Source organism: Brachybacterium alimentarium (assembly GCF_002332425.1).
In the GTDB taxonomy this organism is placed as follows: domain Bacteria; phylum Actinomycetota; class Actinomycetes; order Actinomycetales; family Dermabacteraceae; genus Brachybacterium; species Brachybacterium alimentarium.
Genome location: NZ_NRGS01000022.1, coordinates 1 through 16,600, shown reverse-complemented (window position 1 = coordinate 16,600; position 16,600 = coordinate 1). Strand labels below are relative to the sequence as shown.

The 16,600-nt window shown below is 69.9% G+C and carries 15 protein-coding genes and 1 riboswitch; of the genes, 7 read left to right on the top strand and 8 right to left on the bottom strand.

Annotation, left to right across the window (positions count from 1 at the left end):
- Positions 1-30: 30 nt before the first annotated feature.
- Positions 31-1,419: an alpha-galactosidase gene (gene melA / locus CIK71_RS12515; protein WP_096166016.1), complete on the bottom strand. Its 1,389-nt coding sequence runs from the start codon at positions 1,417-1,419 to the stop codon at positions 31-33.
- 91 nt (positions 1,420-1,510) lie between these two features.
- On the opposite strand from melA, the gene CIK71_RS12510 reads away from it, so the two are divergent.
- A complete protein-coding gene (locus tag CIK71_RS12510; protein WP_096166218.1) occupies positions 1,511-2,473 on the top strand; it encodes a helix-turn-helix domain-containing protein in 963 nt (320 codons plus the stop codon).
- On the opposite strand, the gene CIK71_RS12505 is transcribed toward CIK71_RS12510, so the two are convergent.
- Both CIK71_RS12505 and CIK71_RS12500 read right to left on the bottom strand, forming a co-directional pair.
- Entirely contained in the window at positions 2,445-3,470 is a 1,026-nt protein-coding gene (locus tag CIK71_RS12505) for a Gfo/Idh/MocA family protein (protein WP_096166015.1), read from the bottom strand. The two genes, CIK71_RS12510 and CIK71_RS12505, sit on opposite strands and share 29 nt — an antisense overlap.
- A 79-nt stretch (positions 3,471-3,549) precedes the next feature.
- Entirely contained in the window at positions 3,550-4,119 is a 570-nt protein-coding gene (locus tag CIK71_RS12500) for a DapH/DapD/GlmU-related protein (RefSeq protein ID WP_096166014.1), read from the bottom strand.
- A gap of 120 nt (positions 4,120-4,239) precedes the next feature.
- A riboswitch (TPP riboswitch) is annotated at positions 4,240-4,350 on the top strand.
- A 1-nt stretch (position 4,351) separates the two neighbouring features.
- Between CIK71_RS12500 and thiC the strand changes: the two genes are divergently transcribed.
- Entirely contained in the window at positions 4,352-6,130 is a 1,779-nt protein-coding gene (gene thiC, locus CIK71_RS12495; protein ID WP_096166013.1) for a phosphomethylpyrimidine synthase ThiC, read from the top strand.
- Between the two features lie 73 nt (positions 6,131-6,203).
- Entirely contained in the window at positions 6,204-6,956 is a 753-nt protein-coding gene (locus CIK71_RS12490) for an alpha/beta hydrolase (protein ID WP_096166012.1), read from the top strand.
- Positions 6,957-7,033: 77 nt separating this feature from the next.
- Here CIK71_RS12490 and CIK71_RS12485 read toward each other — a convergent pair whose 3' ends face one another.
- Positions 7,034-7,936 carry an Ltp family lipoprotein gene (locus CIK71_RS12485; protein ID WP_096166011.1) on the bottom strand — a complete coding sequence of 301 codons (903 nt, stop codon included), beginning with the start codon at positions 7,934-7,936 and terminating at the stop codon, positions 7,034-7,036.
- A gap of 1,001 nt (positions 7,937-8,937) precedes the next feature.
- Between CIK71_RS12485 and CIK71_RS12480 the strand changes: the two genes are divergently transcribed.
- Positions 8,938-9,324 carry a hypothetical protein gene (locus CIK71_RS12480; protein ID WP_096166010.1) on the top strand — a complete coding sequence of 129 codons (387 nt, stop codon included), beginning with the start codon at positions 8,938-8,940 and terminating at the stop codon, positions 9,322-9,324.
- A 165-nt stretch (positions 9,325-9,489) separates the two neighbouring features.
- A complete protein-coding gene (locus CIK71_RS12475) occupies positions 9,490-9,987 on the top strand; it encodes a hypothetical protein (RefSeq protein ID WP_096166009.1) in 498 nt (165 codons plus the stop codon).
- 63 nt (positions 9,988-10,050) lie between these two features.
- Here CIK71_RS12475 and CIK71_RS12470 read toward each other — a convergent pair whose 3' ends face one another.
- The 3 genes from CIK71_RS12470 to CIK71_RS12460 are packed head-to-tail and all read right to left on the bottom strand — an operon-like array spanning position 10,051 to position 12,634.
- Positions 10,051-10,557 (bottom strand): hypothetical protein, encoded by a 507-nt coding sequence (locus CIK71_RS12470; RefSeq protein ID WP_141393726.1) that lies wholly within the window; start codon positions 10,555-10,557, stop codon positions 10,051-10,053.
- The gene (locus tag CIK71_RS12465; RefSeq protein ID WP_096166007.1) at positions 10,557-11,306 is read right to left on the bottom strand and encodes a hypothetical protein; all 750 of its coding nucleotides are present in this window, start codon (positions 11,304-11,306) and stop codon (positions 10,557-10,559) included. The genes CIK71_RS12470 and CIK71_RS12465 overlap by 1 nt, the downstream gene beginning before the upstream one ends.
- A 35-nt stretch (positions 11,307-11,341) precedes the next feature.
- Positions 11,342-12,634, bottom strand: a complete 1,293-nt coding sequence (locus CIK71_RS12460; protein ID WP_096166006.1) for an MFS transporter — start codon at positions 12,632-12,634, stop codon at positions 11,342-11,344.
- Between the two features lie 442 nt (positions 12,635-13,076).
- Between CIK71_RS12460 and CIK71_RS12455 the strand changes: the two genes are divergently transcribed.
- The gene (locus CIK71_RS12455; RefSeq protein WP_096166005.1) at positions 13,077-14,474 is read left to right on the top strand and encodes an MFS transporter; all 1,398 of its coding nucleotides are present in this window, start codon (positions 13,077-13,079) and stop codon (positions 14,472-14,474) included.
- Between the two features lie 66 nt (positions 14,475-14,540).
- On the opposite strand, the gene CIK71_RS12450 is transcribed toward CIK71_RS12455, so the two are convergent.
- Positions 14,541-15,707, bottom strand: coding sequence for a hypothetical protein (locus CIK71_RS12450; RefSeq protein ID WP_114382426.1), 1,167 nt, complete (start codon positions 15,705-15,707; stop codon positions 14,541-14,543).
- A 232-nt stretch (positions 15,708-15,939) separates the two neighbouring features.
- Here CIK71_RS12450 and CIK71_RS12445 point away from each other — a divergent pair.
- On the top strand, positions 15,940-16,600 hold a 661-nt coding region (locus CIK71_RS12445), incomplete at its 3' end, for an NAD(P)-binding protein (protein ID WP_141393725.1).

Genomic DNA, 16,600 nt, shown 5'->3' with positions numbered 1-16,600 from the left:
GCCCCGCGGCTCCGCGGAGCGCCCGTGAGGTCAGCCCTTCAGCCGCGTCGGCAGCAGGTCCGCGTGGGCCTCGAACAGCTCGTCGGTCATGGCACGGGCGTCCTCGAGGGTCACCTGGGCCGCGGTCAGCGGGTCCAGCGCGACCGCGTGATGGACGTTCTCCCGGCAGCCGGTCAGCGCGGCCTGCACGGCGAGCGTCTGCACATTGACGTTGGTGCGGTTCAGCGCGGCGAGCTGGAGCGGCAGCTCTCCGATCGCGGTGGGCTGGACCCCGTTCGCATCGACCAGGCAGGGCACCTCGACGCACGCGTCGGCCGGGAGGTTCGTGATGATCGACCCGTTGTTGGGCACATTGCCGTGCACCACGCTCGGGGTACCGGTGACGATCGAGTTGACGATGGTGGCTCCGTATTCGACCGACGGGGCGAGCTCCGCCTTGAGCTGTTCGAGCTGCGTGTCGATATCGCCCTGGTCGTCATGCGCCGAGCAGATCTCGAAGTAGTCCCAGCGCTCAGGGATGTACTCCTGCGTGAGCTCGGGCGTCTTGCGGAAGTAGGGCAGGTATTCCGAGGCGTGGTGGCTGGACTCGGTCTCGAAGTAGCCGAAAGCGTTCATGAGGGTGGTGCGCACCTGCTCGTTGCCGCCCTCGTAGACGGTGAAGTCCTCGGCGGCCTCGCTGTGGTCGCCGTCGTCCCCGGCCAGCCCGGAGCCGCCGCGGCCGCGCTGATGGCGCTCGTTCATCGCCTCCCGCAGCTGCGGATAGAGGTCCTCCTGACCGCGGGAGAACTCGAGCACCCAGGCCTGGTGGTTGATACCGGCGCAGCGGTAGCGCACCTCCTCGTAGGGCACATCGAGGGTGCGGGCGAGCATTCGGGTGGTCCCCTGCACGCTGTGGCACAGGCCCACGCAGCGCAGGCCGCGCGCGTTGAGGTAGCTGGTGGCCATCGCCATGGGGTTGGCGTAGTTGATGAAGGCGGCATCCGGGCACACCTCCAGGGCGTCGTCGATGATCGCGTCGTAGGCGCTCACCGAGCGCAGGAAGCGGAACACGCCGCCGGGACCCACGGTGTCGCCCACGGTCTGGTCGATGCCGTACTTGCGCGGGATCATCACGTCGTGCTCGTAGGACTCCACACCGCCCACCTGGAAGGTGATGATGACGATGTCGGCGCTGTCCAGCGCCGCGCGGCGGTCGGTGGTCTCCTCGACGGCGGCTCCGAAGCCGTGATGGGCGATCAGCTCGCGGGTGGCGTCGGCGACCGGACCGAGCTTCTCGGGGCGCACGTCCATGAGGGTCAGGGTCGCCTCGCGCAGGGCCGGGAAGCTGAGGAGGTCGCCGATGAGGCGGAACGGGAAGACGAAGCCGCCCGCTCCGATGATGGCGATCTTGGGATGGGTGAGGAAGGCGTTCGACGTCATGCCATCACGCTAGGTGCCGACATGGAGGGACGTCTCGCCTGATTCTGCGGTGTTCTTCCAGGATCCTTCGATGGACGCTTATCGTGGCGCCATGCGCCCTCGCTCCCTCTCGCTGCCCGATGTGGAGACGATGGCGCCCGGGCTCTGGTGCCGCCGCGGAAATCCGCCGCACATGCAGTCGATGCACCGGCACGACGACGTCGAGATCAACATGGTGCTGCGCGGCGAGCTGCGGTACGTGTTCGCAGGGAGACCGTTCGTGGTGCGGGAGGGGCAGATCGCGGTGTTCTGGGCCGCGCAGCCGCACGGGCTGGTCGACTCCCGTGCCGGGGACGTGTGCTGGGTGCACGTGCCCGTCTCCACGGTCATGGGCTGGAACCTGCCCGACCGCGAGCTGAGCGCGCTCCTCCGCCCGCGTCCGCTGGTCGCTGACTCGGAGCTGGTGCGGGATCGGATGGCGACGATGATCCCCTCCTGGCTCGAGGAGTACGAGGACACGGAGGGAGCCGCCGTGGCGCTGCTGGAGATCCAGGCGCTGCTGCGACGGATCCTGCGCAGCGCCCCGGCCGACGACAGCTCCTGGCCGCCCTTCGTCGAACTCGACCCGTCGGAGGCCGCCTTCCGCGCCGGAGGGTCCCGCCGAGTGCCGACCGCGCGCATCAGCCACACGATGGCCATGGCGCAGTGCGTGGTCGAGCGCTTCCGCTCCCCGGTGAGGGTGGAGGACGTCGCGCGCGCCGCGCACCTGACGCCCTCCCACGCGATGACCGTCTTCCGAGACACCGTCGGTGCGACGATCGGTGACTACCTCACGATGTGCCGCGTCGCCGAGGCGCAGCGCTTGCTGATCACCACTTCACTGCCCACCACCGAGATCGCCGAGCGCAGCGGATTCGGCTCGCTCAGCAGCTTCTACGCCCACGTCAGCGCAGCCTGCGGGATGGCGCCGCGCGACTACCGCCGACAGACGCGTGAGGCCCTGGCCGTGCACGCACCTGAGGTCCGTGCACGCCGCCCGGGTGCCCTCAGCGGATCTGCTGCGGGCTCCCCGTGAGGGCGCTGCGCCGGGCGGCGTCCAGCACGGCAAGCACCGCCACGCCCTCCTGCCCCGGCGAGGGCGGCATCCCCCGGCCGCCGCACGCGGCGGCGAACTGCTCGTAGAACTCGAAGTAGGCACCCTGGGCCGAGGGGACCTTCTCGTCACCCTCCGCGGTATGGAGCGTTCCCCAGTGCTCTGGCTGCTCGTATCCCCACGACGCCCGATCCGCCGCCGGGCTCTCGCCCGCGAGGACAGCGTCGGCCTGGACGTCGGTGCCGTGGGCCTCGTAGGCGCCGAGGCTGCCGTACGCGCGCAGAGTACGAGCCTGCACGTGGTTCAGCTTGCTGGACGAAGCATAGGAGGTCACGCCCGAACGGTGGCGCAGCGTCACCACGAACGACGCGTCCGTGCGCCCTTCGGGCCGGTCCACATGATCGATCTGGGCCGAGACCTCCTCGACCGGTCCCAGCAGCCACATCAGCTGGTCGACCAGATGGGTGCCGAGGTCGCGCAGCAGCCCGCCCTCAGGGCCGGCCTCGAGCCCCTCGGCCTGGTCGAGGTCGAAGCGCGAGTGGACCCGCCACAGGTCGCCGAGACGCCCCGTATCGAGCACTCCCTTCAGCGTGCGCAGATCCGCGTCGAAGCGCCGGTTGTGGAACACGGACAGCACCACTCCAGCATCGCGCGCGGCATCGGTGAGCTCCTGACCGACCTCGGCCGACGGCGCGAAGGGCTTGTCGGCGACCACGTGGACCCCGGCAGAGATCGCCTCGAGCACCAGGTCGCGGCGCGTGCTGGGCGGGGTGGTGATCGTGACGGCGTCGACGCCCGCCGCGAGCATCTCCGTGAGGCTCGCGTAGATGGGGACATCCGGGTAGATCTCCCGCACGCGCCGCGTGGTCCGCTCGGAACGCGCCACGATGCCGCTGAGCTCGACGCCGCGGGCGGCATCGATGAACGGGGCGTGGAAGAAGCGCCCGCCGACGCCGAACCCTACGAGACCGAGCTTCACATGTCCTCCATTGGATTGCGCTATGTCCGAACATGGAAGACTACGTCATGGACAGCGAGGGCGGCCAGGACGTCTCGTCTCAGTCCTCCACCGTCCTGATCACCCGGGCCGGGGACCCCACGACGAGTGCCCGCGCGGGCACGTCCTTCGTGACCACGGAGGCCGCCGCGATCACCGCGTCCTCACCGATCGTGACGCCGGGCAGGATGGTCACGTTCGCACCGATCCACACGTTGCGGCCGATCACCACCGGGGAGGGGTGCAGGTCACCGCGGCGACGGGGCGAGAGGTCATGGTTCAAGGTGGCGATCACGGTGTTGTGGCCGATGAGGCAGTCGTCGCCGATCTCGAGCCCTCCCTGGTCCTGGAAACGGCAGCCGGCGTTGAGGAACACCCGTTCGCCCAGCCGGATATTCTTGCCGAAGTCGGAGGTGAACGGAGGGAACACCGTCACGCTCTCGGCGATCTCGCGACCCGTCAGCGCGGAGAGCAGCTCGCGCACACGGGCCGGCTCGTGATAGCCGCCGTTGAGCTCTCCGGTGATCCGCAGCGCCTCTTGGCTGGTCTCGTGCATCACGGCATGCAGCGGGGAGCCCGCCGGGATCGTCTCGCCGCTGTCGAGAGCGTCGAGGAGATCGGTGAGGGTCATGAAGGCCGCCTTCCGCGAGGTCCTGGTCCGGCGCCGTCTCCGCGGCGCACGTGCGCTCAGCGTAGCCAGGCGAGCTGAGCGGAGTGTCCGCCGTCTCCTGCGCAGGTGCTATTGTCACCGTCGATCCCTCGGGTGCCCGCTGCAGCGGGCTGAGATCGGACTGTCGCCGTCCGAGTACCGAATGAACCTGCTCCGGATAGTGCCGGCGAAGGAAGAAGGAGAGCGAAGCGCTATGTCCGCACGCCCTGAGAACTACTCCACCCACCGCCTCGACCTGCTCGAGGATCCTGATCATGGCATCCGTGTGCCCATCACACAGGTCCTCCAGGACGACGCCCCCGACGGCACCCGCACCCCGCCCTTCCCGGTGTACCGCACCGCCGGCCCCGGCTGCGACCCCGAGGTCGGGCTGCCGTCGCTGCGCGGCGGCTGGATCATCGAGCGCGGCGACGTCGAGCAGTACGTCGGGCGCGACCGCGCCCTCGCCGATGATGGACGCGGCGCCGTGCGCCGCGGTGAGGCCAGCGCCGAGTGGCGCGGTGCCCGGCGTGCTCCGCTGCGGTCCTCCGCCGGCACACGGGTCACGCAGATGCACTACGCCCGACGGGGAGAGATCACTGCGGAGATGCGCTACGTCGCGCTGCGGGAGGGCTGCGACGTGGAGCTCGTGCGCAGCGAGCTCGCTGCGGGCCGCGCGATCATCCCGGCGAACGTGAACCATCCCGAGGCCGAGCCGATGATCATCGGGCGCGCGTTCCTGGTGAAGATCAATGCCAACATCGGCAACTCGGCGGTGACGTCGTCCATCGCCGAGGAGGTCTCCAAGCTCGAGTGGGCGACCCGCTGGGGCGCGGACACGGTGATGGATCTGTCCACCGGGGACGACATCCACACCACGCGGGAGTGGCTGCTGCGCAACGCGCCCGTGCCCATCGGAACGGTGCCGATCTACCAGGCACTCGAGAAGGTCGACGGCGAGGCGAACGCGCTGACCTGGGAGATCTTCCGTGACACGGTGATCGAGCAGTGCGAGCAGGGCGTGGACTACATGACGATCCACGCCGGGGTGCTGCTGCGCTACGTGCCGCTGACCGCGAACCGGGTGACGGGGATCGTCTCCCGGGGCGGTTCGATCCTCGCGGGCTGGTGCCTGGCTCACCATCGGGAGAACTTCCTGTACGAGCACTTCGACGAGCTGTGCGAGATCTTCGCCCGCTACGACGTGTCCTTCTCCCTCGGCGACGGACTGCGCCCGGGGTCGCTGGCGGACGCGAACGATGCCGCGCAGTTCGCCGAGCTCGACACGCTCGCCGAGCTCACGGCCCGCGCGTGGGAGTACGACGTGCAGGTCATGGTCGAGGGCCCCGGACACATCCCGCTGCATCTGGTGAGGGAGAACGTGGAGCGACAGCAGGAGCTGTGCCACGGCGCGCCGTTCTACACGCTCGGTCCGCTGGTCACCGACATCGCGCCGGGCTACGACCACATCACGTCCGCCATCGGGGCGACGGAGATCGCTCGCTACGGCACCGCGATGCTCTGCTACGTCACTCCGAAGGAGCACCTCGGGCTGCCGAACCGCGACGATGTGAAGACCGGCGTGATCACCTACAAGATCGCCGCTCATGCGGCCGACGTCGCCAAGGGGCACCCGGGCGCCCTGGCCCGCGACAACGCTCTGTCCAAGGCCCGCTTCGAGTTCCGGTGGCGGGACCAGTTCGGACTGTCCCTGGACCCGCAGCTCGCCGAGGAGTACCACGACGAGACGCTCCCGGCAGAGCCTGCGAAGACGGCGCACTTCTGCTCGATGTGCGGCCCGAAGTTCTGCTCGATGCGCCTGTCGCAGGACATCCGCGACACCTACGGCGACGCCGCTGCACAGAGCGAGATCGCGCAGGCGGAACTCATCCGGGCGGGTATGGACGCGAAGTCCCGCGAGTTCCGCGAGTCCGGCGGCACGGTCTACCTGCCGGACCCGTCGCTGCCCGTGGGCTCCGGGGACGAGGGCTGAGAGGGCGGACGGGACTCGTCGGGCGGGGCGGCAGCGCGGCGTCGGCAGCTCACCGGTGCCCTACCGTGGGTCCATGATCACCGCCCGTCAGGCCCGCCGCTGGGCGTCCCGCCTGCTCATCGTGCTACTCGCGCTCGTGGTGCTCGTCGCCGCCGCACTCGTGGTCTGGAGCCGCACCGGGATCATGGAGGCCGAACCCGAGCCCCTCGAGGAGGTCTTCGGGGATCCCGGTGTCGAGGTGACCGAGTCGAGCTCCTCGTTGATCCTTGAGCCCGCGGCGGGCGGGCCCTCCGCGACCGGCCTCGTGTTCTACCCGGGCGCGAAGGTCGAGCCCGACGCCTATGCCGCACGGCTCGCGGAGCTGGTGACCGAGCAGAGCATGACCGTGGTGATCGTCAAGCCGTGGCTGCACCTGGCGCTGCTGGATCGGCGCGGCCTCGACACCTTCACCGGGGATCTTCCCGAGGTCGGCACCTGGATCGTGGGCGGTCACTCCCTGGGCGGTGTGCGTGCCTGCCAGGTCGCCGCGGAGGCCGATGCCCTCCTGCTGCTGGGCTCCTACTGCGCGACCGATCTCTCGGCTCACGGCCTGCCGGTGCTGAGCCTCGCCGGCAGCGAGGACGGCCTGTCGACCCCGACGAAGATCTCCGAGGCCCGCAGCCTCCTGCCCGACGACGCGGCGATGGTCGAGATCCAGGGGGCGAGCCACGCGAGCTTCGGCGATTACGGCCCGCAGGACGGCGACGGCACCGCGACCATCTCCGATGAGGACATGGACGCGGAGGTCAGCACGGAGGTCGAGGAGTTCGTCAGCTCCTTCGCCTGACATCCGGCCGAGAACGCGGGGCCCGTGCCTGGGCACGGACCCCGCGTTCTCGGTGCGCCGCTCACGGGCGCGGCTGATCAGTCGTCGAGATGCTCGATTGCATAGTCGGCCTGCTCCTGCGTGAACTGCTCTCCGTAGTCGGAGGTCAGCTGGTCGCGGATCGCCTCCGGTGACATGTCCATCGAGTCCCGGTAGTTGCGCGCGCTCTGCAGAGCATTCTCGTTCCAGTCCGCCTCGATCGTGTCGATCGCGTACTGCGCCTCCTCGGGCAGGAACTGCTCGCCGTACTCCGATGTGAGCTGGTCGTAGACGCCCTGCTTGGACATGTACAGGGTCTCCGAGTAGCTCTCGGCCGATGCCAGGGCATTCGCGTTCCAGTCCGCGTCGACGTTGTCCACGGCGTACTGCGCGGCCTCGTCGGAGAACTTGTCGGCGTACTCCGAGGTGAGCTGGTCGAACAGGCCCGCCTTCGACATGTGCATCAGGTCGGAGTAGCTCTGGGCGCTGTTCAGCGCGGAGGTGTGCTCCGCAGGCACGTCGCCCTCCGCGGGAGCCTCCTCCTCGGCCTGCTCGTCCTTCGCGGGGGCGTCGTCGGCCGGCTGCTCCTCTGCAGGCGCGTCCTCTGCCGCGGCGTCCTCTGCGGGGTCATCCTCCTCGACGACCTCCTCGGAGGTTTCCTCCACCTGCTCGACGGCGGGTTCCGCCTCGACCGAGACGGTCGGGGCCGGCTCGTCGTCATCGGAGCCACCGCTGGCGGAGAGGACCACTGCACTGCAGCTGGCCAGGCCGATCGCGAGCAAGGCGAGGCAGCCGCAGCCGGCCGCGATGAACTTCTTCTTCCCGCGCTTACCGGCGGGCGGGACCGGCGGGGCCCCCGGGATGCCCTGATCCGGCTGCCCATAGGGCGCACCACCGAAGCTCGGCGCAAAATTTTGGTCCGGAGAACCCGGATCCTGGGGTGACGGCGCATTGCTGTTCACAGCTGCACTCCATTCTGGAGAGGGGACGAAGACCCGTGGACACAGGCGTGCCAGGGCTATTGCGGGAAAGAGAGGCCTTGTGCAGCTGCGTGTGCTCTGGAACCGCCGAAGTTCGGCAATGAGCGTCGGCGTCCGCTCCGTGATCGGAACGGGGAACAACTACCGCGTGGGGCCTGTAGAAGAAAGATACGAGCACGGTCCGACAGACGACCTGAGGGATGACTGCACGAGTGGTGCACGCCTCAGTCGTTCGTGCCGCGCAGCCACCTTCCTGCGACGCTGCGGAAGCGAGCCGGAGGACACTTCCGTGGTGACAGCGACCTACGCGGGCCGTTGAGCGCGCAGAGCCGCTCCCCGCCACCGATGCTCGCGAGGCACCCCACCCGGATCGCGGGTCGTGGACCAGGTGTCTGTACACCCCTCTCTGAGCGCACACCCCTTTCTGAGCGCACCCTTTCTGCACACACACCTATGTACACCCTTTTTAGTGCGTTACGCCCTGCACTCGGTCGTGACGTTGTTCGCCCCCGGGCGGGCCGCTGCGGCGTCCGTCCGTCGGCCCGTGCCGCAACGCCCTTTCGCGCTTGCCGCGCTTGCCGCGCTTGCCGCGCTTGCCGCCGGGGCGATCATCACATCGCCGGAGGTAGAGGCCTTCTGCCCCGGGCGTTCACCACTGCGCTGCTCGGAAGGGCCCGGCCGTGGATCAGGCCTCTCCTCGGTGCAGCGCTCGTCACCCTGACCCTGGGAACAGCCCGGTGACGCCGACGGTCTCCGTGGCGGGACTCGCCTCCGGCCTGCTGTTCCGTCGCTGCGGGTCACGGTGGCCGAGCGTCGTCCCCGCGGGGTCCTCCACGTCACGACCCTGCTCGTGACGCTCCTCGCCGCCCAGCTCGCCGCAACGGTCTGACCAGGCAATTCTGGGCGGCACGCCGATCGCGTTCCGTCAATTCGTCGGTCTCAGGTCGACGGGCCGGGGTTTACACGCGTGCTCTACTGGAGGCATGAACACTCTCTCCTCGACCCGTCGCCGGATGACCCGTGACGAGGCGCTCGCCTGGAACTCCGACTGGTCCGCCGCCGACGTCAGCATCCTCGGGGAGAGCTTCGACCGCGTCGGTGCCCACACCTTCTACCGCACGCAGTCCAACGGCAGCCTCACCGTGCAGGACAAGGGCGGTCGGCCGCTGATGTACATCCATCCCGGCTACGTGACCTTCCGTGAGGGCCTGGCTCCGGAGGATCGTGAGGATCCGAAGGTCCAGGGCTTCAACCTCTCCACGGTGCAGACCACCGAGCGTGTCCCCGCCAAGGGCGAGGAGCAGCTCACGATCTGCCCGGACTGCTTCTACGCGCTGCCCTACACCGGCGTGTGCGACACCTGCAACTGACGCTCTGAGGACCTGCGGGCCAGAGGTCAGGACGTCCGGGGTTCCGCTCCGAGCCGGCGCCCCGTGCACCCCTCCTCCAGGAACCGCACGGGCGCGGGATACCGTGGGGCGCACAGCACCCGGGGCGATCGGCCATGGGGCAGGACCCACCCTCCAGGAGGACCCGTGCTCCGTCGCGCCGGCCGCCGACTCTCCCCCGCCATGGCCCTCCTCGGGGTGCTGCTGCCGTTGACCGCATGCGGCGGCTCCGTCCCGCTTCCGGCCGAGGGCGCCGCCTCGCACTACGACGACCTGGCCACCGAGCTCGCGAGCATCCTGGCAGTGGATGGCACGTCCTGGGAGCTGGTGGAGGAGACGCGCACGGTGGCCTCCTCGGAGGATGCCTGCCTCTTCGCTCCGGGCACCTGGGCGCCGGAGACCGCGCTGCCGGTCCCGTCGGATGACGCCGGCTGGGACTCCCGGATCGCGACCGTGAACTCGACGATCCTCGGCTACGGCTTCGAGCAGATCGACGGCGTCACGGAGCACGACTCGAGCACCGTCCTGGAGACCGTGGACGAGCACGGCGCGACGCTGCGGATCACCGCCGAGGGCGATATCCACATCGAGGGCGCGACGGTCGATGCTGACCCGTGCACCGAGGCCGCACTCGGCATCGCTTGACGCCCTGCCCCCGCCCGTGACCGCGCGATCAGCCCCGGTCGCGGAGCTCCAGGTCGGTGTCCGTCAGCGCCGTGGGCCGCGCATCTCCTCGAATGTCGGCGGGCGCCGGACGTCGATGCCTCCGACCTCCGCAGCGTGATCCACCAGGTCGAACGCTCTGGACTCGGGTCGGTACGGGAGGTGGTGCGGTCCGATCTCACGGAACAGCGGGCCGGCGCTCGGGAGTGGTCGAGGGGAGCTGCGCATCGCGTCCTCGAGGCGGTGGTTCAGTCGGTTGCCGAGGTCGCGGTCCCGGAAGGGCGGAGCACTGCCCCGGGTGAGCACGACCGTGTGCCGCTGGTGCAGCTCGATCCTCTCGATGTGCTCCCAGCGCACCAGGCCCTGACCGTGCAGCAGGTCGAACCAGCCCTGCGAGGTGATCGTCGCGCAGCGCCTCTGGCCGGTGCGCAGCTCCCGCCACAGCCGCGGGGCGAGGATCACCGCACCGAGCACCGGGGCCCACACCAGCAGCAGGCCCACCCACCACGACTCGTCCCCCTGCACGATCACGGCCAGGAAGCCGACCACCATCAGCAGGCAGGCGAGCAGCGCCCAGGCCAGCGCCGCAAGGCCGGCCCGCCGGCCGCCGCGCGAGCGCGGGAGCGCGTCCGGGTCCGGGACCAGCTCGACTCGAGGTCCAGCGCACGGACCTCCGCCGCCGTGGGGACGAAGCCCTCCGCTGCCCACCGCGCGACGGCCCGCTGCGCTCCGGGGCGCCAGCGCACCCGTGCACCGAGCCCGTCGGGCGCGTCGCGCACCCCGCAGCCGACATTCACCAGGGAGCACGCGGCAGATCGTGACGGCCTCACGGTGCCGACCCGCGACCACGGCACCGGCTCCGGGGCGTCGCCGCGAGCAGTGGCGATGGTGAGCCCCGCCGGCGAGACGGCGATGACGCCCGCGCCCTCCGCGTACCGGCGGCTCAGACCGGGCAGTGCGGTCGCCACCGGGAGAGCGACCAGCACGGTGAGCAGCAACGACGCGGCCAGCCCTCCCTGCGCCTGCGCCGAAGCGCTGATGCCGAAGGCGATCAGGGAGATCACCGTCAGCGCCATCGCGACCCACGACACGATGATCGCGAGCTGACGAGGACGGTGCGCGACGATCACCGCGTCGTCCAGCCGGCGGGGATCCCGCAGATCCCGGTGGAACCCCGCGAGGGTGCTGGCCCAGATGATCGCCCCCAGCATCAGCACCCCGAGGGCGGCGGCGAGGCGGACGCCGACTCCCCTGTCGCCGTCCGCGAACGGCACCGCGCCGAGGGCGAGGGAGAGCTGCACGTCGATACGGTACGCCCTGGCGCACCGCACGCTGACTACGCGATGGGCTTGCGCACCAGCAGCCCGTAGCAGACACCTCCGAGGGCGGCGATGACGCCGGCGACCAGGAACGACGGGGTGTATGAACCGGTCGCATCGACGACCACGCCGGTGACGATGGGAGCCAGGGCACCGCCGAAGTACCCGCCGAAGTTCATGATGCCGCCGAAGCGTGCCGCATGGGAGTCCGGCACGATGTCCGAGGAGATCGCCCAGGACTGCGCCTGAGCGGCCGCCACGATCGCGAGGGCGAGGCTCAGCACGATCAGGGCGAGGGCGAGGTTGTGGACGAAGGGCACGATGCACAGAAGCACGCCGAGCGCCACGCAGCCGCCCACCAGGATCACCTTCTTGGAGAGCATGGAGCTGAGCTTGTACTTCCGGGCCAGCACCACCGTGACGCGGCCGGCGAAGATCGCACCGAGCGCTGCGGCGAGGTAGGGCACCGCAGCGACCCAGCCCGTGCTCGCGATCGAGACCCCCAGGGTGTTCTGGAGGAACAGGGGCAGGAAGGTCAGGAAGATGTTCCAGATCCAGATCGTGCTGAAGAACCCGAGCATCAGGCCCCAGGTCTGGGGATAGGTGAAGAACGTCAGCCAGGGAATCTTCACGGGCTCGTCGGTGGCATCGTCCCGCCCGGCGAGGATGTGCCGGTACTCGTCGTCCGAGAGGTGCTTGGAATCCTCCGGCGCCCGGTAGAACGCCCAGAACGCGACCGCGAGGAGGACGCCCGCCGCGCCGATGATCAGGAACATCGCGCGCCAGCCGAACGTCAGCGTGAGCAGGGTGAGCACCGGCGGTGCGATCGCCGATCCCCACTTCGAGCCGGAGTCCCAGATGCCGGCGGCCTGGCCCCGCTCCTCGCGGGGGAACCACTGCGTGGTGATCTTGCTGGAGTTCGGCGAGTTCGGGGACTCGCCGATGCCCAGCAGCACGCGGAAGGTCAGGAAGTGGGCCATGGTGTGGCCGAACGCCATGAGCGCGGTGGCGACCGACCACATGCCCATCGCGATGAAGTACATGCGCCGCGGGCCGACCTTGTCGATCAGATATCCGGCCGGCAGCTGGCAGAACGCGTAGGTCCAGGAGAACACCGCACCCATCAGACCGATGTCGGTGTTGGTGAGCCCCAGCTCCTCCATCATGAACGGCGCCGCGATGGAGATGGAGCTGCGGTCGAGGTAGTTCAGGAGACCTGCGAGGAGCAGCCATCCCAGGATCAGGTAGCGCATGTTGCGCACTGCGCGGTACTTCCGCGCGGGGCGGGTCGCGCGGGTGGTGGACGTCATCGGCCGAATACTCCTTCGTAGACAGGGTGCCGCGGTGCAGTGCTGCGCCGCGGACGCGGTCCGTTCCCGGACTGCAGTGGTCGAGGGCGCGCCGTGGAGGGTCGGAGGCCGTCTTCGGCCCCGTGATCACGCTGTGGTGTCGCTGTGCCCCACGACACGACTCATGGATCCTATAGGGACGGCGTGTGATGTCAAGCGCACCGCGCGAGCTTTCGATAGGTCGACCGCACCATCCATGCAGACGACACGTGCCTTCACGCGGCATCCGGCTCCTCCGCGAGACCGATCACCGACCGCCCGAGCAGGCAGTCGCCTATAGGATCCCTGGCTTCCGATCATCCTGCGGTCGCCCGTTGAAGACCTCTCCGGCGCACGTCAGACTGCTCAGAGCAGAGCAGCGCGATCGTCCGCTGTGCTCGACACAGGCAGCGAAGGAGCTCCCATGTCCCGCCCAGAATCGTCCCGCCCGGATTCTTCCTCCCCGTCGACCTCGTCTCCATCGCCGTCCGCCGCGCGGGACGTGCCCCCTGAGGCCGGGGTGAACCCCGGCACGCACCGTCTGGTTCCCCGGGCCCCGGCGATCTCCTGGTGGATGCTGCTCCTGACCACCACCGCGATTCTCATGACGTCGGTCGACCATCAGATCCTTCCGGCCGTGCTGCCGCAGGTCTCCGAGCAGTTCGGGCTCACCGCGCAGGAAGCCGGGCTCATCAACTCGGTCTACTTCGCCGGCCTGGTCGCCGGAGGGATCATCTTCGGATACATCTCGGACCGCATCGGCACGGGGTACCGCCGCTCCTGGACCTGGAACGTCGCGATGCTCTTCGCGATCATCGGCGGCGCACTGACCTTCGGACTGGCCGGGAGCTTCATCGCCTTCCTGCTGCTGCGCATCCCCATGGGCGTCAGCCGCGGCGGCTCCGAACCGGTGAACGTGGCCATGGTCGCCGAATGGTGGCCCAAGGAGCACCGCGGCTTCGCGGTGGGCGTCCACCACACCGGATTCCCGATCGGACAGTTCCTGGCCGGTGCCCTCATCGCCATCGTGCTCGGCTCGGCGCACTGGAGCGCCGCCTTCCTGGTGATCCCGATGCTCGGGATCCCGATCATCATCGGCCAAGCGTTCCTGGGACGGAAGAAGCACCAGGCCACCGTGTACCGCAAGATCGAGGAGATGGACCTGACGCCGCCGCTGGAGGAGCTGTCCACGCGCAGCGACGGCAGCTTCTGGGCACCGGTGAAGGAGGCGCTGAGGCACAAGAACGTCCGCTGGGCCGTCGTGCTGTGCTTCCTCTTCCTCTGGGGCGAGGCCGGAGTCGTCACCTTCTTGACCACTCAGCTGCGGGGCCTCGGCATGGACGTCTCCGACGCGATCCTGGTCTCCGGTGCGTCGGGGCTGACCGGGTGGATCGGCCAGGTGGTGTGGGGCACCCTCTCGGACCGGCTCGGGCGGAAGTTCGCCATCGCCTTCCTCATCATCGGATGGGTCGGGAGCCTGCTGGCGATGATCTTCATCCACGACCTGACCACGGCATGGATCATCCTGCTCGTGTGGGGACTGTTCCGCAATGCGCCCTTCCCCGTCGTGTACGCCCTGCTGGTGGACTCCGTGCCGAAGGCGGCGGGGACGGCGCTGGGGATCATGATCGGGGTCGCCCTGGGCGTCTCCGGCATCTTCGCCTCAGCCGTCTCCGGGATCGTGATCACGCAGCTCGGCTTCACCTGGCACTACCTGATCCTCGCGGCGATCTGCCTGGTCGGGTTCATCCCCCTGGCACGGATCACCGAGACCGTGCGCGTGGCGCGCAAGCACACGCCGGAGCCGTCCGCGCCCGCGTGATCCGTCCAGACCCTCGCCCGTGCGGCATTCCCCGCGCGAGATGGTCGGCGAGCGCCGCGACTGCGCTCACGCGACCGGATGGCGCCGCTCGTAGTCCACGCCGTACGTGCGCGACGCACGACGGGCGCACGCGAGGGTGTCCTCGCGCGGCGGATACGTCAGCGTGCCTGTCAGCAGCCGCACGTCCAGCCCGTCCGTGGTCGCCCGGAGGCCCGTGATCTGATCGAAGGGGATGAGCCCGCGGCCGTGCAGCACGTCGAACCATCCCTTCGCGCTCAGCCCGGCGTCGTGCCGCACCCGACGCACGGCACGGACCGCCTGGACCACGAAGATCGGGACTCCCACCACCGGCATCCAGCCGAACACCACCAGCACGAACCAGTTGCCGTCCCGCAGCGTCCCCTCCTGGATCAGCGCCCCGTAGAGGATGGCGCCGAACCCGGCCACGACGGCCGCGGCCCAGACGTTGATCGCGAAACGGCTCCACCGCTGGACCCGAGTGGGTTCGTGGCTGCGCGGATCCGGCGACCACGCGGGATCCAGGTGCAGGGTGCGGGTCTCCTCGACGCTCGGCAGGAACCCGTCGACCATCCACCGCGTGACAGCCTCCCGCGCCCCGGGATGCCAGTGCACGCCCGGCCCGAGCGACGCGTCGAGGCGCTCGAGCTGCCTGGCGATCTCCTGCTCGCTGCGGCGCTCCTCGGCGCGCGCGGGCAGCGCCAGCGCTGCCGCATGATGGTGCTCCACGGAGAGCGCGTGCACGCCCCGCGTCGAGACGCCGATCCCGCCCGCCTGCGCCGAACGGCGTCGGCTGAGGCCGGGGAACGCCGTGGCGACGCCCAGACCTGACAGGGCCACCGCGAGCAGCGGGGCGATCACGGTGGCGGGCGCGGGGCCGGCGAGGGCCGCCCCGGCCGCCGGCATGGCGAGGGCCGTGAGGACGAGGCCCGTCCACGAGAGCGCTATGGCCGCGCGACGAGGCCGCGAGGCCACGGTGATCACCCTGCCGGGCCCGACGGGCGGTCGAAGATCCCGGACGAAGCCCGACAGTGTCGTCGCCCAGACGTAGACCGCCCCGACCAGCAGCACGCACTCCACCGCCAGGACCAGCGTCAGATCGTCGATCTCGCGGGCGAGGAAGCCCGCCCCCAGCAGGAGCGCCACCGACAGGACGCCCTTGACCGGTGGCCAGCGGTAGAACTGCTCATCGGCCGTCAGCCCTCTCGGCGTCATCGGATCAGTGAGCACGACGAGGGTGGTGGCAGACGGTCATCGCGCCATCGTAGTCGCGTTCCCGAGCTCCCCCGGTGTCGGCGCGACGGCGCAGCGCATGCTGGCAGCGCGAAGTGGCAGCGCATGCTGGCAGCGCGTCGTCGCGTGCGTGGTGCGGGAGCAGCCGGCCCGGCAGCCCCACCGGCTGCTCGGCACGGCAAGCGCATGTCCCGCAGCACCTAGTCTGATCTCCATGGACCTCCGCCGCTCCACGCCCGCAGCTCTGACCTCGCGCATCCCGACCGCTCTGGACCCCTCCCTGGTCAGACCCGACCTCCTGGACGCGCTCGCCGCGCGACTCGTCGAGCTCGATGCGTCGGCGCCTGTGGGCTGGCGCGACGCCGTCCTGCACAGCTCCCCCGGGGATCCGGCCTCGGAGCAGGCCCTACGGGCGGTCGTCGGCGACCTCCTCTACGCCCGGGGCCTCACCGCCGACGTCGCCGGCCCCGACCTCGCCCCGTACGTCGAGGCCTGGTCCGCCCCCGATCCCGAGCGTCAGGAGCCGCTCCTGCTGGACCATGCCTCGTTCGCCGCGCCGGAGACGCTCGCCGCGCAGTACGACGCGATCGTGATCGGTTCGGGCGCCGGCGGCGGCATCGCGGCGCAGGCCCTCGCCGAGTCGGGCCGCAGCGTGCTCGTGGTCGAACGGGGCGGCCTGCCCCGGCGCCGTGATCTGCACACCGACCATCTGCGCACGCCCCGTTCCGGCAGCGGCCTGTTCCCCCACTCGGGCCCCGGCCCGGAGGCCGAGAAGCGCGAGGTGATGCTCGGCGACGGATCGTGGAGGGATGTCCTCGCGGGCGAGGGACTGTGGAGCAACAACGCGATGACGCTCGGTCTGAGCATTGTCCGTC